This window comes from Actinomadura hibisca NBRC 15177 (assembly GCF_001552635.1).
Taxonomy (GTDB): domain Bacteria; phylum Actinomycetota; class Actinomycetes; order Streptosporangiales; family Streptosporangiaceae; genus Spirillospora; species Spirillospora hibisca.
Map to the genome: position 1 here is coordinate 37724 of NZ_BCRO01000066.1, position 14482 is coordinate 52205.

At 74.8% G+C, this 14482-nt stretch carries 12 protein-coding genes; 1 reads left to right on the plus strand and 11 read right to left on the minus strand.

Annotated features, from left to right (window positions below; all coding sequences use genetic code 11):
• Window positions 1-122: 122 nt before the first annotated feature.
• Window positions 123-485: a hypothetical protein gene (locus AH6_RS28325; RefSeq protein ID WP_067485889.1), complete on the plus strand. Its 363-nt coding sequence runs from the start codon at window positions 123-125 to the stop codon at window positions 483-485.
• A gap of 79 nt (window positions 486-564) precedes the next feature.
• On the opposite strand, the gene AH6_RS28330 is transcribed toward AH6_RS28325, so the two are convergent.
• The 11 genes from AH6_RS28330 to AH6_RS45065 all read right to left on the minus strand — a co-directional run.
• On the minus strand, window positions 565-2760 hold the full coding sequence (locus AH6_RS28330; RefSeq protein WP_067485891.1) for an acyl-CoA dehydrogenase family protein: 2196 nt from the start codon (window positions 2758-2760) through the stop codon (window positions 565-567).
• A 77-nt stretch (window positions 2761-2837) separates the two neighbouring features.
• Complete coding sequence (locus AH6_RS28335) at window positions 2838-3926, minus strand: TerC family protein (RefSeq protein ID WP_067485893.1); 1089 nt, start codon at window positions 3924-3926, stop codon at window positions 2838-2840.
• 318 nt (window positions 3927-4244) lie between these two features.
• Entirely contained in the window at window positions 4245-5462 is a 1218-nt protein-coding gene (locus AH6_RS28340; protein ID WP_174555129.1) for a glycosyltransferase family 4 protein, read from the minus strand.
• Window positions 5455-7068, minus strand: coding sequence for a murein biosynthesis integral membrane protein MurJ (gene murJ, locus AH6_RS28345; RefSeq protein ID WP_067485894.1), 1614 nt, complete (start codon window positions 7066-7068; stop codon window positions 5455-5457). The genes AH6_RS28340 and murJ overlap by 8 nt, the downstream gene beginning before the upstream one ends.
• A 310-nt stretch (window positions 7069-7378) precedes the next feature.
• Window positions 7379-8281 (minus strand): hypothetical protein, encoded by a 903-nt coding sequence (locus AH6_RS28350; RefSeq protein ID WP_083983547.1) that lies wholly within the window; start codon window positions 8279-8281, stop codon window positions 7379-7381.
• Window positions 8282-8285: 4 nt separating this feature from the next.
• Window positions 8286-9242 carry a copper transporter gene (locus tag AH6_RS28355; protein WP_067485898.1) on the minus strand — a complete coding sequence of 319 codons (957 nt, stop codon included), beginning with the start codon at window positions 9240-9242 and terminating at the stop codon, window positions 8286-8288.
• Entirely contained in the window at window positions 9239-10477 is a 1239-nt protein-coding gene (steA, locus tag AH6_RS28360; protein WP_067485900.1) for a putative cytokinetic ring protein SteA, read from the minus strand. Before steA ends, AH6_RS28355 begins: the two co-directional genes overlap by 4 nt.
• Before the next feature lie 109 nt (window positions 10478-10586).
• Window positions 10587-12287, minus strand: a complete 1701-nt coding sequence (recN, locus tag AH6_RS28365; RefSeq protein ID WP_067485918.1) for a DNA repair protein RecN — start codon at window positions 12285-12287, stop codon at window positions 10587-10589.
• A gap of 59 nt (window positions 12288-12346) precedes the next feature.
• On the minus strand, window positions 12347-13288 hold the full coding sequence (locus AH6_RS28370) for an NAD kinase (RefSeq protein ID WP_067485920.1): 942 nt from the start codon (window positions 13286-13288) through the stop codon (window positions 12347-12349).
• A 38-nt stretch (window positions 13289-13326) separates the two neighbouring features.
• On the minus strand, window positions 13327-14136 hold the full coding sequence (locus tag AH6_RS28375) for a TlyA family RNA methyltransferase (protein ID WP_067485902.1): 810 nt from the start codon (window positions 14134-14136) through the stop codon (window positions 13327-13329).
• The coding region (locus AH6_RS45065; protein ID WP_218005953.1) for a hypothetical protein at window positions 14133-14482 on the minus strand (350 nt) is incomplete at its 5' end. The genes AH6_RS45065 and AH6_RS28375, both read right to left, overlap by 4 nt.

The following is a 14482-nucleotide window of genomic DNA, read 5'->3' on the forward strand; positions in this document are numbered from 1 at the left end:
GGGAAGAAGCGAAAGTTTACCGATCGGTACCGTATCCGGACCGGCCTCCTCCCTGCGAGGTATGGCCGGTTTCCTCCTCTGGAGGGTCGTGCCGGACGGGTGCGCCGACCTATAACCGAACCATGACCACTCCACGCCTGCCCCGCGAGGACCTGAAGGCGGCCGTGGCCGCCCGCGAGGAACTCGGGCTCGGCCCCGACTACGACGACGCCTTCCTGGAGACGGTCGTGGACCGCATCGAGGAGGCCCTCCAGGCCCGCGCCGCCGACGGCGCGCCGCGCCGGGCGAAGGCCGCCAAGCGGCTCGCCCGGCAGGACTCGGCCGACCGGAACGCGGGGCTGGCGCTGGCCATCGTGTCCCTGGTGGCGGCCATCCCGCTGAGCGCCATCGGCGTCGCGCAGGCCGACCTGCCGGGGCTGCTCATCGTGTGGGTGGGCATCGTCCTGGTGAACGTCACCTTCACGCTGCGCCCCCGGCGGGACTGAGCCGCCCCGATGCCGCCCCGATGCCGTCCCGATGCCGTCCCGGCGCCCGTGCGGACGCCGGGACGGCCCGGTGACGGCGTTACTTGCCCGGCTCGGGGTCGCGGGGCAGGCCGAGCAGCCGCTCGCCGATGATGTTCAGCTGCACCTCGGTGGTGCCGCCGTAGATCGTCATCGCGCGGCTGAACAACATGGCGCGGGCCACGATGCCGCTCTCGGCCATGGTGACCTCCGTGCTGGCCGCCGCGCCCTGCGCCGCCCAGCAGTAGTCGGCCACGTCCTGGTTGAACTGCACGCCCAGCAGCTTGCGCACCGACGCCTCGGCGCCCGGCTCGACGCCGTTGAGCTGCTTGAGGGTGGTGCGCAGGCCCAGCAGGTCGATGGACTGGCCCTGGGCGACCAGCTTGCCGACCTCGGCGGCGGCGACCGGGTCGAGCTCGCGGCCCTTGAAGAAGTCCAGCAGCTCGGGCACGCCCATGCCCATGCCGCCGCCGGTGGACAGCGACACCCGCTCGTTGGACAGGGTGTTGCGGGCGACCTGCCAGCCCTTGTCGACCTCGCCGACCACGCAGTCGTCGGGCACGAACACGCCGTCGAGGAACACCTCGTTGAAGATGGCCTCGCCGGTCAGCTCCTTGAGCGGCCGGACGTCGACGCCCTCGGCCTTCATGTCCACCAGGAAGTAGCTGATGCCGTCGTGCTTGGCGGCGTCGGGGTTGGTGCGGGCGATGCAGAAGCCCCACTGGGCGAACTGCGCCACCGAGGTCCAGATCTTCTGGCCGGTGAGCTTCCAGCCGCCCTCGACCCGCTCGGCCTTCATCGACAACGAGGCGAGGTCGGAGCCCGCGCCGGGCTCGGAGAACAGCTGGCACCACACCAGCTCGCCGCGCAGCGTGGGGCGCAGGAAGCGCTCCTTCTGCTCCTCGGTGCCGTAGCGGACCAGCGACGGCACCAGCCACGCGCCGATCACCAGGTTGGGGGCCTTGACCTTGGCGGCCCGCAGCTCCTGCTGGATGAGGATCTGCTCGATCGGCCCGGCGCCGCGTCCCCAGGGCTGGGGGAAGTGCGGCACGGTCCAGCCCTCGTCGCCCATCTTGTGGTTGCGGGCGGTCTTGTCCTCGACCGCGGCCAGCTCGGCGACCTCGGCGCGGATGCGCTCGCGCAGCGGCTGGGTGTCGTCGTCGAGCTCCAGCTCGACCTCGCGGCGGCCACCGGCCAGCGCGAGGTCGGCCACCTTGGCGGCCCAGTCCTTGGCCGGGCCGAGCAGGGCCCGCAGGGTGAGGGCGCGGCGCAGGTAGAGGTGCGCGTCGTGCTCCCAGGTGAAGCCGATGCCGCCGAGGATCTGGATGGCGTCGCGGGCGGTCTGCACCCCGGCGTCGGTGGCGATCACGGCGGAGACGGCGGCGGCGAAGCCGGCGTCCTCGGCGCCCTCGTCCAGGGCGCGGGCGGCGTCCCAGGCGGCGGCGCGGGCCTGCTCCAGCGCGATCAGCGCGCGGGCGGCCTTGTGCTTGACGCCCTGGAACTGGCCGATCGGGCGGCCGAACTGCTCGCGCACCTTCGCGTACTCGGCGGCGGTGGTGACCAGCCAGCCCGCCAGGCCCGCGGCCTCCGCGCCGAACAGCGCGGCGGCCAGGTCGCGGACGCGGCCGGTGGTGAGGCCGTCCAGCACGCGGTCGGCGGCCACGGTGACGCCGGCGGCCTCGACCTTGGCGACGCGGCGCACCCGGTCCAGGCTCTCCACCGGCGTGACGGTGAGGTCGACGGCGTCGACCGCGACCCACTCGGTGGCCCCGTCGACCTCCACCGGTAGCACCAGCACGTCGGCCAGGCTCGCGCCCAGCACCGTGTCGGCACTGCCGGTGACGGTCAGCACGTCGTTGTCGCGGGTGCCGGTCAGGCCCCCGGCCAGCGCGACCGCGCCCGTCTTCGAGCCGTCGGACAACACCGGCAGCAGCTCGGTGCGGGCCTTGGCGTTGCTGGAGGCGTTGACCACCGAGCTGGCCAGCACGGTCGGCAGGAACGGGCCGGGCGCGGCGACGCGGCCCAGCTCCTCCAGCACCACCGCGAGCTCCAGCAGGCCGTAGCCCTGCCCGCCCTGCTCCTCGTCCAGGTGCAGGCCCAGCAGGCCCTGCTCGGCCAGGGCCGACCAGAACGGGGGCCGGGCCTCGCCCTCGGCCTCCAGGGCGGCCCGGACGACCGCCGTGGTGATGTTGCGCTCGGCGAATCCGCGTACCGAATCGGCGAGTGCCTCGTGCTCCTCGGTCAACCCGATGGCCATGCGTCACCTTCTCTCAGACCGCTATTGACCCAGATTCTAGAACAGCATTCTGGTCGTGTGCGGCAGTGACCTTACTCTCACGGGCGGCGCGCATCCACCTCGCCGGGACCGTCCCGGCCGGGGCCCCGGCCGGATTCGACCGAGGCGTCCCCGGCGTCCTTTTCGGCGCCGTTCCCGGCACCCTTCTCGGTGCCCGGCACGACCGGCTCGCCCGGCTTCGGCGCCGCCTTCTTCGGCGGGACCGCCAGGCTGGCGACGGTGACGGCGACCAGGGTGCCCGCGATGACCGCCAGCGACAGCCAGATCGGGATCTCCGGGGCCCAGTGCTGGCCGTACTCGTGCAGCGCGTGGAAGATCAGCTTGAGGCCGATGAAGCCGAGGATGAACGCCAGGCCGTGGCCGAGGTAGACCAGCCGGTCGGTGAGGCCGCCCAGCAGGAAGTACAGCTGCACCAGGCCCATCAGGGCGAAGGCGTTGGCGGTGAACACCAGGTAGGGCTCGGTGGTCAGACCGAAGATCGCCGGGATGGAGTCCAGCGCGAACAGCACGTCGGTGGAGCCGATCGCGATCATCACGATGAACAGCGGCGTGACCATCCGGCGGCCGTTCTTGCGGGTGAACGCCTTGTCACCGTCGTAGTCGTCGCTGGTGGGCAGCACCCGCTTGGCCCAGCGCAGCAGGAAGTTCTCCTTGAACTCCTCGTCCTCGTCGTCGCCGCGCACCAGCCCGATGGCGGTCCAGATCAGGATCGCGCCGAAGATGAAGAACACCCAGGTGAAGGTGGAGATCGCGGCCGCGCCGACGGCGATGAACGCGCCGCGCAGGATCAGCGCGATGATGATCCCGGCCATCAGCACCTTGTGCTGGGCGTGCTTGGGCACCGCGAAGCGCGCCAGGATCACCATGAACACGAACAGGTTGTCGACGCTCAGGCTCTTCTCGGTGACGAAGCCGCCGAAGTACTGGGCGGCGTACTCGCCGCCGGAGAACAGCCAGACGCCGAGGCCGAACACCACCGCCAGCGAGATGTAGACCGCCGACCAGAAGGCGGCGCGCCGGGTGTCGAACTCCCGGGTGTCGTTGCGGTGGATGACCAGCAGGTCGATGAGAATGACGGCGAGGATCCCGACCAGCGTCAGGGCCCACACCCAAGGGGACACGTGCAACGCGACTCCTCCGGCTCGGTTGTATGCCGGAGGTCTCTCCCGCCCTGATGCGCGGGCCGACGGCCCGGGTCGGCACGGACCGACCGTATTGACGAAACCGCCGCGCGGGGATACTCCCCTCCACTGCCTACTCCAACGCGCACACCATGTGGCGCGTTCCCTACCCAGAGAAATTTTTCCCGAAGGCGCGAACCCGAACCCCGCGCCGAGCATCTAAGGCCCGACGATCACCAGCCCGCGCCCCGGCGACCGCCCGGCCGCCGCCGGCCCGGCCACTGGGCTTTCCGCGTCCCAGTGGCAGGTCCCCCGCCACCCGGATCAGCGGCCCCCGGCCGCCAGTTCCCGGTAGATCCCCGCGAGCTGGTCCACCGCGTCGGCCTCGGTCGGCAACGTCGCGGCCCGCTGGGCGGCCGCCGCGCCGAGCCGCACCGCCAGCGCCGGATCGTCCAGCACGCGGCCCACGGCCCGCTCCAGCGCCGCCGCGTCGCCCGGCGGCACCAGCAGCGCCGCCTCGCTCTCGGGGCCGTGCAGCAGCGGCCCGCCCGGCCCCTGCCGGTCGGGCCGGTCCGCGCCGACCATGACCGGCACGCCGCCGACCCGGGTGGCGACCAGCGGCCGCCCGGCGCGCAGGATCTCCTGGACGATCAGCGGCTGCCCCTCCCACACGCTGGGCACCACCGCCACGTCGGCGGCCGTCAGCAGCTCCGGGACGTCCATGCGGCGGCCCAGCAGCACCACCGGCAGCCCCTCGGCCTCGATCCGGGCGCGCAGCGCCGGCTCCAGCGGCCCGTCCCCCGCGATCGCCACCAGCGGCCGGGGGCCGCGCCGCCCCCAGCCCGCCGCCGCGTCCAGCAGCGTCGGCAGGCCCTTCTGGTCGGCCAGCCGCGCCACGGTGACGATCAGCGGCCGGTCCCCCACGCCCAGCTCGGCGCGCAGGTCGGCGCGGGCGGCCGGGCCGGGCTGCGAGCGCGGCGGGGGCGCGGGCACCAGCGCGTCGCCCACCGACCGGGCCCCCAGCTCCCGCATCCGCTCCACCAGGTCGGGCGAGACGCCCAGCACGCGGGTCGCCCCGCGCGCCACCACCCGCTCCAGCGCCCCGTACACCGCGGCGGTCCGGCCACCGGCGATCACGGCGTTGTGCAGGGTGACCACCAGCGGCACCCCGCCGCGCCCCACGTGCAGCGGGCCGGGCGCGACCCGCGCCGTGGCGGCCACGGCCAGCGCCCCGGCGCGCAGCCCGTGCGCGTGCACGACGTCGGCGCCGCGCAGCAGCCCGCGCAGCCGCGCGACGGCCTTGGCGTCGCTGACGGGGCGCGGCCGGTCGGCCAGATCCACCTCGGCGAACCGGGCCCCGGCGGCGGTGAAGCCGAACAGCTCCTCGGTCGCGGCGGGCCCGCACACCAGCACCCGCGCCCCGCGCGCCACCAGCCCGGCGGCCACCGACCGCACGTGCCGGCCCACGCCTCCGGCGCTGGTGCCCAGCACCAGCGCCACCCGCAACCCCGCCAGCTCGTCGGAGACCTTCACATCAGACATCTCGGGTGACCTTCCGGCTGAGGACGGCCCGCAGATCCCGGCCGTCGATCACGAACGCGACCAACAGGAACACCGCACCGGCCACCGCCGCAGCCAGCGCGCCGACGGCGATGTCGCGCACCTGGCCGCCGGTGCCCACCAGCGCCGCGACCGCGTACCCGGCCGCGCCGCCCGCCGCGCCGCCCGCCAAGCCCGCCAGCAGCGCGCGCGGCACCCCGCGCACGGCGGCAGCGCCCCGGGCCCGCACCAGCGTGACCAGCAGCAGCACGCCCGCGACCGTCATGCCGATCGCGTTGCCCAGGCCCAGCGCCGCCACCACCCACCGGCGGTCGGCGGCCGCCACCAGCGCCAGGTCGGCGACCATGACGACGGCCCAGCCCGCGACGACGGCCAGCGCGCCCATCTTGCCGCGCCGGGCCGCGTACAGCACCCGGCCGAGGTGCGCGACCAGTCCGTACCCCAGCAGGCCCGGCGCGAACGCCAGCACCGCGCGGGCCAGGACCTCCTGCTGGTCGGGGCGGCCGGGGTTGAACACCCCGGCGGCGGGCAGCGCCACCGCCGCCAGGGCGGCGGCCCCGGCGCACGACACCAGGATCACCGCGCGGGTGGTCTTGGCGGTGATGCGGTCGAACTCGGCGGCCTCGTCGGCGCCGGTGCGCGCCGACAACATCGGGAACGCGCTGGTGGCGATCGGCACCGCCAGGATCGCCCACGGCAGCAGGTAGATCGCCCAGGCGTACTGGTAGTTGGCGAGCGCGCCGCCGGTGCCCTCGTAGCTGAGCCGCACCACCAGCAGCGCCGAGACCTGCTGGGCGACGACGGTGGCGAGCCCCGCGATCGCCAGCCGCCGCACCCGGCGCGCCACGCCGGGCGGGAAGCGCAGCGCGGGCCGCAGCCCGAGACGCAGCCGCCACACCGCGATCCCGGCGGTGACCGCCATCGCCACGCCGCCGAGCGCGGTGCCGATCGACAACGTCAGCTCGGCGTCCAGCGGCAGGTGCGCGAGGTCGTTCTCGTAGCCGCGGCCGAGCGGCGCGTAGACGAGGTAGGCGACGATCACCACCAGGCTGGACATCAGCGGGGCCAGCGCGGGGGCGGCGAACCGGCGGTGCGACTGGAGCAGCCCGTACAACACCACCGCCAGCCCGTACATGATCATCTGGGGGGCCATCACCGCCAGCATGTCGCCGCCGACCGCCACGATGGCGTCGCGGTCGCACCCGGCGAGGTCGGGCCCGACCAGCACCTGCATGATCGGCCGCGCCAGCAGCGCCATCAGCAACGACAGCGGCACCATCAGCAGCACGATCCAGGTGACCAGCGCCGAGGCGATCTGCCGGACCTGCGCGCGGTCGCCGCGCTCGGCGGGCCCGGCCAGCACCGGCACCACCATGCTGGCCAGCGCGCCGCCCGCGACGATCTCGTAGACGATCGCGGGGATCTGGGTGGAGGTGAAGTAGGCCTGGCTCAGGCAGGAGGTGGTGACGGTCTGGGAGAAGACGTAGGTGCGGCCGAACCCCGCCAGCCGGGACAGCACGGTGATGATCCCGATGACGACGGCGGCGCCCGCGAGGCCGCCGGTGAGGCGGCGGAGCTGCGGGCTCACCGGCCCCGTCCCCCCGACGGCACCGCTGGGCCTCCGGCCCCGACCGGGGCCCCGGCTAGGGGCTCGGCCGGAAACGTGGCCGAAGGGACGGTCGAAGGGCATGGCGGGGGCACAGAGGTCATGGCTTTCCGAGCGGGGGGCGGAGCCGGGCGGGACACGCCCGGACGACGGGTCAGGGGCAGGGGGCGGCCCCACCGGCAGGACGGGGAGCAGGCCGGTGGGTGGGGCAGGGGGCGGGCCACCGGACGGCCCGGTCGGCGGGACGGGGGGCGGACCACTGGGCTGACCGCTGGACGGAGCAGAAGCCGGGTCAGGAGGCCGGGGCGGGCTCGGCGGGGGCCGGGTCCGGCGCGGCGGCGGGGGCGGCCGGGCGGCGGCCCAGCATGTCGATGCGGTGCAGCACCGGCGTCCGCGCGATCACCTTCGTGAAGCTGACGACCTCGCTGGCCGCGTTCAGGCCCGCGACCCCCGCCAGCGCCGCCAGCCGGGGGCCCCGGCCGAGCCGCGCGGCGGCCAGGCCGAGCAGCGCGCCCAGCGCGTTCGCCCCGGTGTCGCCGAGCATCGCGCGCTCGCCCAGGTCTTCCGGCAGCAGCGCGGCGGCCGCGCCCAGCGGCGCGGCGACCACCGCCGACCCCACCGGGGTCAGCGCCAGCGGCACGCCGGTGATCAGCCCGACCTTGATCGCGCGACCGGGCCGCAGGTCGAACAGGTTCATCAGGTTGGCGCTCCCGGCCACCAGCGCGCCGTTGACCAGCGTGTCGAACGCGCGGCCCGCGCGGGTGGGCGCGGGCGACCCGGCGACGGCGGCGGCCGCCAGGCCCGTCGCGCCGATGCCGAGGATCTTCACCGCGCCCGTGGTGACCTCGCCGCGCGCCAGCGCGCCCAGGTGGCCCTTGAAGCCGCGCGAGGACGCCGAGCCCGACAGGTCGTCGTAGCCGCCCAGCAGCCCCGACCCCGCGCCCGCCAGCAGTGCGGCGGCGCGGGCCCGGCCCGTCAGCCCCGGCGCGAGCAGGCCCGCCGCCGCGGCCCCGGCCGCGAACGCCGGGCCCTCCAGCAGCGTCACCGGCTCGCCGCGGTGGTTGACGCGGCCCCACACCTCGCCCCCCGGCCGTCCGGCGAGTCCGGGCGGGCGGCGGGTCAGCGCGGTGTAGGCGGTGCGGGCGGCCACGGCCCCGAGGGCGGCCCCGGCCAGCAGGCGGGCGGCAGGCTTCACTGGATCATCCGTTCTTCCCAGCGGCGGGCGCCGGCGAGGGCAGGTAGCCGCTCGCGCCCGCGCCCGTCCCGTACTGGCCGGGCTTGCCCGCCAGTTCGTTCTGCAGCGCCAGGATCGCCACGACCTGCCCGGAGGCGGTGTCCACCGCGTCGGTGGAGGAGATGTTCTTGTCGTCGTCGGAGTCGCGCAGCGCGGTGACCAGCCCGCCCTCCTGGGCGGACTCGGCCGGGCCGCCCATGACGACGCCGCGCCCGGCGGCGTCCAGCCCGGCCGCGACCGACAGCAGCGCCTTGTTGTCGACGTCGCCGCCCGGGTAGGCGTAGGGGGCCGACGGTGCGATCACGACGGCGAGTGTCGCATGCTGGCCGGGCTTCCCGCTGGTGGTCACGTAACCCGCCTCCCGGAAACCGTTGAGCACGGTGCCGCCGGCGGCGTCCTCGCGGCCCGTCCGGGCGGCGTCCCGGGTGACGATCGCGCTGGCCAGGACCGCGCCCGCCTTGGCGTAGGCGCCGGCGTCGCCGGGCAGTTCCAGGTCGGTCGGCTTCAGCTGGGCCGAGAGCTGGTTGACGGTCTCGGTCTGGTCGTCGTCCAGGAACTTCTTCTGGAGCGTGACCCGGCCGGTGACGGTCGCGCCCGCCTCCTTGGCCAGCTCGCCGACCCTCTCGATGCTGTCGTTGCTCGCGCCCGGCGTCTCCACCAGCACCACCGACTGGCCCTTGAGCCGGCCGATGACGATCTGCGGGCCGAGCACGTCGGCGAACTGCTGCTCGCCCTTGATCTGGCCTTCGAGCTGGCGCTGCTGCCGCTTGAGCTGCTCGTTGGTCTGCGCCACCGAGTTGGCCTGGCGGCGCAGGCCGTTGGTCACCGACTGCGACAGCGTCGTGGAGCCCAGGATGATGCCGAGCGCCAGCGCCAGGAAGATCGCGACGATGGAGACGAGGTGGTACCGAAAATCGATCACGTGAACAGTCCGGTCAGCCAGAAGAGGAAGGAGTGCCAGCGTTCGGCCAGCAGCGGTTCGATGACGTCGCCCGCGGGCGACATGAACACCGCGGTGGTCATCGCGATGAACGCCCCCAGCACCAGGAACAGCAGGGACCAGGAGGAGATGCGGCTGCGGTACAGGCGGCTGACGCCCTTGGCGTCGACCAGCTTGCTGCCCACGCGCAGCCGGGTGAGGAACGTGCTGGCCATGCCCGCGCGGCCCTTGTCGAGGAACTCGACCATGTTGGCGTGCGTGCCGACCGCGACGATGAGCGTGGCGCCCTTGTCGTCGGCCAGCAACATCGCGATGTCCTCGCTGGTGGCGGTGGCGGGGAAGACCACGGCCGTGCGGCCGAGCTCCTCCACCCGCGCCAGGCCCGGCGCGCGGCCGTCGCGGTAGGCGTGCACGACGATCTCGGCGCCGCTGGTGAGCGCGGCGTCCGACACCGAGTCCATGTCCCCGACGATCATGTCGGGCTTGTAGCCGGCCTCCAGCAGCGCGTCGGCGCCGCCGTCCACCCCGATCAGCACCGGCCGGTACTCGCGGATGTAGGGCCGCAGGGTCGCGATGTCCTCGCGGTAGTGGTAGCCGCGCACCACGATCAGGGCGTGCCGCCCGGCGATCTTCGTCTCGACGTCGGGGACGCCCACGCCGTCGATGAGCAGGTCGCGCTCGCGCTTGACGTACTCCATCGTGTTGGCGACGAACGCCTCCAGCTGGTGGGCGAGCCCCGCCTTGGCCTCGGTGAGGGCGGTCTGCACCGTCTCGGGCGTCTGCTCGGTGCCCTTGGCGACCACCTCCTCGCCGCGGTAGACGGTGGCGTCCTCGACGCGGACCTGGTCGCCCTCGCTCAGCTTCGCGAAGATCTCCGGGCCGACGTCGTCCACCAGCGGGATGCCCGCCTCGATGAGGATCTGCGGGCCGAGGTTGGGATAGCGGCCCGAGATGCTCGGCGCCACGTTGACCACCGCGCCGACCTCGCACGACACCAGCGCCTCGGCGCTGACGCGGTCGAGGTCGACGTGGTCGATCACCGCGACCTCGCCGGGCTGGAGCCGCTTGGTCAGGTCCTTGGTGCGGCGGTCCAGGCGGGCGACCGCGGCGACCCCGGCCCGGCCGTCCTCCCGGCCGCGGCCCAGCGCGAGCACGCGCCGCGGCAGCTTCTGCGACAGGCGCGCGCGTCGCTCGGTGGTCGGAGACGGGTCGTTCATCGCAAGACATCCTGCCAGAGCGCGGGAGGGGAGACCGGGAACGCCGAACGCCGGGGCGTGTTCGTTCGCGTACTCCCTGTCGTTTCAGGTGATCTTGACTTTGCCGGGCTCACCGCTCCTGGGCGGCCAGTTCGAGGAGTTCCTCGGCGTGGGCGCGGCCCAGCTCGGAGTCCTCCAGGCCGGCCAGCATGCGCGACAGCTCGCGGACGCGGCCCTCGCGGTCCAGGGCGGTGACGCCGCTGCGGGTGACGCTGCCGTCGCTGGACTTCTCCACCAGCAGGTGCTGGTCGGCGAACGCGGCGACCTGCGGCAGGTGGGTGACCACGATCACCTGCGCGTTGCGGGCCAGCCGCGCCAGCCGGCGGCCGATCTCGACCGCGGCCTTGCCGCCGACGCCGGCGTCCACCTCGTCGAACACGAACGTGGGGACGGGGTCGGCCCCGGCGAACACCACCTCGATGGCCAGCATCACCCGCGACAGCTCGCCGCCGGAGGCGCCCTTGTGCAGCGGCAGCGGCTGCGCGCCCGGGTGCGGGGCGAGCCGCACCTCCACCTCGTCGGCGCCGTGCGGGCCGTACTCGCCGGTCGGGGTGACGGTGACGTGCACGCGGGCGTGCGGCATCGCCAGCGCCGCCAGCTCCTTGGTGACCGCCTCGGAGAACCGCTCGGCGGCGCGGGCCCGCACCGCCGTCAGCTCGGCGGCCTCGCCGGACAGCCGCTCCGCCAGCTCGTCGTGCTCGGCGCGCAGCTCCTCGACGCGGTCGTCGTCGCCCTCCAGCTCGGTGAGCCGGGCCGCCGACGCGCGCGCCCACTCCAGCACCTCCTCCAGGGACTGGCCGTGGTGCTTGCGGGTGAGCGCGGTGACCTCGGCGCGGCGCTCCTGGACGGCCGCCAGCCGCGCCGGGTCGGCGTCCACCGACTCGGCGTAGGCGGCCAGGTCGGTGGCCACGTCCGAGACCAGGTACCCGGCCTCGGCCAGCCGGTCGGCCAGCCCCGCGAGCTCGGGGTCGTGGTCGCGGACGGCGTCCAGCGCGTTGCGGGCCTGCCCGAGCAGGCTGACGACGTTGGCGGCCTCGAACGCCGCCGCCGCGTCGCCCAGCAGCGCCTCGTGCGCGGTGTCGGCCGCGCCGCGCAGCGCGTCGGCGTGGCCGAGGCGCTCCTCCTCGGCGGCCAGCTCGACGTCCTCCCCCGGCTTGGGATCGATCTTCTCGATCTCCTCCAGGTTGAAGCGCAGCAGCTCGGCCTCCTGGCGCCGGTCGCGGGCGCGGGTGGTCAGCTCCTCCAGCAGCGCCGCGACCTGGCGGTGCCGCTGGTAGGTCTTGGTGTAGGCGCGCATCGGCTTGGTGAGCGCGCCCCCGGCGTAGCGGTCGAGCGCGCCGCGCTGCCGCCCGGCCTGCAGCAATCGCTGCTGGTCGGACTGGCCGTGCACGGCCACCAGCTCGTCGGCCAGGTTGATCAGCAGGCTGACCGGCACCGACCGGCCGCCCAGGAAGGCCCGCGACCGGCCCTCGGCCGACACCGAGCGGGTGACGATCAGCGTGTCGTCGTCCAGCTCGCCGCCGGCCTCCTCCACCCGCTCGACCACCCGGCCGCCCGGGTCGACCACCAGCCGCCCCTCCACGGTGGCGCGGCCGGCGCCCGGCCGCACCCGCTGCGGGTCGGCGCGGCCGCCGAACAACAGTCCCAGGCTGGTGACCACCATGGTCTTGCCGGCACCGGTCTCGCCGGTGACGACGTTGAAGCCCGGGGACAGATCGAGCACGGCCTCGTCGATCACACCGAGGCCCTGAATCCGTACCTCATCGACCATCGGACGCACCAGCGTCACAACCCCTCGCACAACAGATCCCGGTTCAGCGCCTGTGGAGATTATCCCCTGCCTCCGTCCGCCGGCTCCTCCGCCCGAGCCCGCGCCCGGCCGCGCCAGCCGGTGACCGGCAGCCCGAACTTGGTCACCAGCCGGTCGGTGAACGGCGTGAGGTGCAGGCGGGCGAGCCGGACCGGCGCGCTGCCGCGCCGCACCTCCACCCGCGCGCCCGGCGGCAGGTCCAGGGTGCGAGCTCCGTCACACCACAACACCGCGCGGGGGGTGCCGGGCAGGACCTCGATCGCCACCACCGAGCTCGGCGCGACCACCAGCGGCCGCGCGAACAGCGCGTGCGCGCTGATCGGCACCACCAGCATCGCCTCGACCTCGGGCCACACCACGGGCCCGCCCGCGGAGAAAGCGTAGGCGGTGGAGCCGGTGGGCGTGGCGCACACCACACCGTCGCAGCCCCAGTTGGACAGCGGGCGGCCGTCGATCTCGGCGACCAGCTCCAGCATGCGCTCGCGCTCGGCCTTCTCGACGGTGGCCTCGTTCAGCGCCCAGTTGGTGCCGATCAGCGTGCCGTTGCGGCGCACGGTCACGTCGATGGTCATGCGCTCCTCGACGTCGTAGCGGCGGCTGACCACCCGCTCGACGGTCGCGGTGAGGTCCTCGCGCTCGGCCTCGGCCAGGAACCCGACGTGGCCGAGGTTGACCCCCAGCAGCGGGGTCCCGGCGGGCCGGGCCAGGTCGGCGGCGCGCAGCAGCGTGCCGTCGCCGCCGAGCACCATCACCAGCTCGGCGTCCGCGGCGGCGGCCGCGGCGCGCGGCATCACCTTCACCCCGGCGCAGCCGATGTCCTCGGCCTCGCCCTCCAGCACGCGCACGGTGATGCCCGCCTGGGTCAGGCGCTCGATCACCAGCTGGGCGCTGCGCACGGCCTCCGACCGCCCGGTGTGCGCGACGACCAGCACCGTTCTCTGCTGCGCTGTTCCCTGTCGCATGGCCGGCTCCATCGCCTCGCCTCCGCTCGCCCCCGTGCTCACTGCGGGCCCTCCGTGATGGCCCTGGCCAGGTCGGCCTCGTCCAGGGGCGGCGCTCCGGCGCGCAGCCACAGGAAGTACTCCACGTTGCCTGACGGACCGGGCAGCGGGCTGGCGGTCACGCCGTTGACGCCGAGCCCGAGGGTCGCGGCATGGTGGGCGACGCCGCGCACCGCCTCGGCGCGCAGCTCTGGCTCGCGGACCACGCCGCCCGCGCCGACGCGGTCCTTGCCCACTTCGAACTGCGGCTTCACCATCATCGCGTAGTCAGTGTGAGGTGCGACGACGCGTTGCAGGGGCGGCAGCACCAGCTTCAGCGAGATGAACGACAGATCACCCACGACCAGGTCGGGCTGCGGATCCTCGGGCTGGCCGAGCTGCTCGGGCGTCAGGTCGCGGATGTTGACGCGTTCGAGGACGGTGACGCGCTCGTCGGTGCGCAGCGACCAGGCGATCTGGCCGTAGCCGACGTCCACCGCGTACACGCGGGCGGCCCCGGCGCGCAGCAGCACGTCGGTGAAGCCGCCGGTGGACGCGCCCGCGTCCAGCGCGACGCGGCCGCCGGGCTTGAGGTCGGCGAAGGCCGCCAGCGCGCCGGCGAGCTTGTGGCCGCCGCGCGAGACGTACTCGGGCCCGGTGTCGGCGGTGTCGACCAGGATCGCGGCGCCGGTGTCGACCTGGGTGGCGGGCTTGCCGGCGGTCTGGCCGCCGACCTTGACGCGGCCGTCGGCGATGAGCTGGGCGGCGTGCTCGCGGGAGCGGGCGAGCTTGCGGCGGACCAGCTCGGCGTCGAGACGTCGCCTGCTCATGCGCGCGGCCCCAGGGGCCCGGGGCGTGGCGGCATGCCGCCGGGGCCCGGACGTGGGCCGGGACCCGGCTGCGCGCCCGGTCGGGGCGGCAGGCCGGGACGGGGCGGGCTCATGCCGGGAGCAGGCGGGCGCGGCACGGGCGGGCCGGACGGGACGGGCTCGCCGTCGTCGGCGGCGGCCAGCAGTTCCTGGAGCCGCTGGTGGACGTCCTCGAAGACCTCCACGTGCGCGGACACCGGCGTGCCGGCCAGCTCGGCGAGCCGGGCCAGCGCGGCGTCCACGCGCGCGTCGCCGGTCGGCTCGGCCTGCGGCCCCGCGGGCGCGGCGGGCCCGCCGGGCGCGGCCT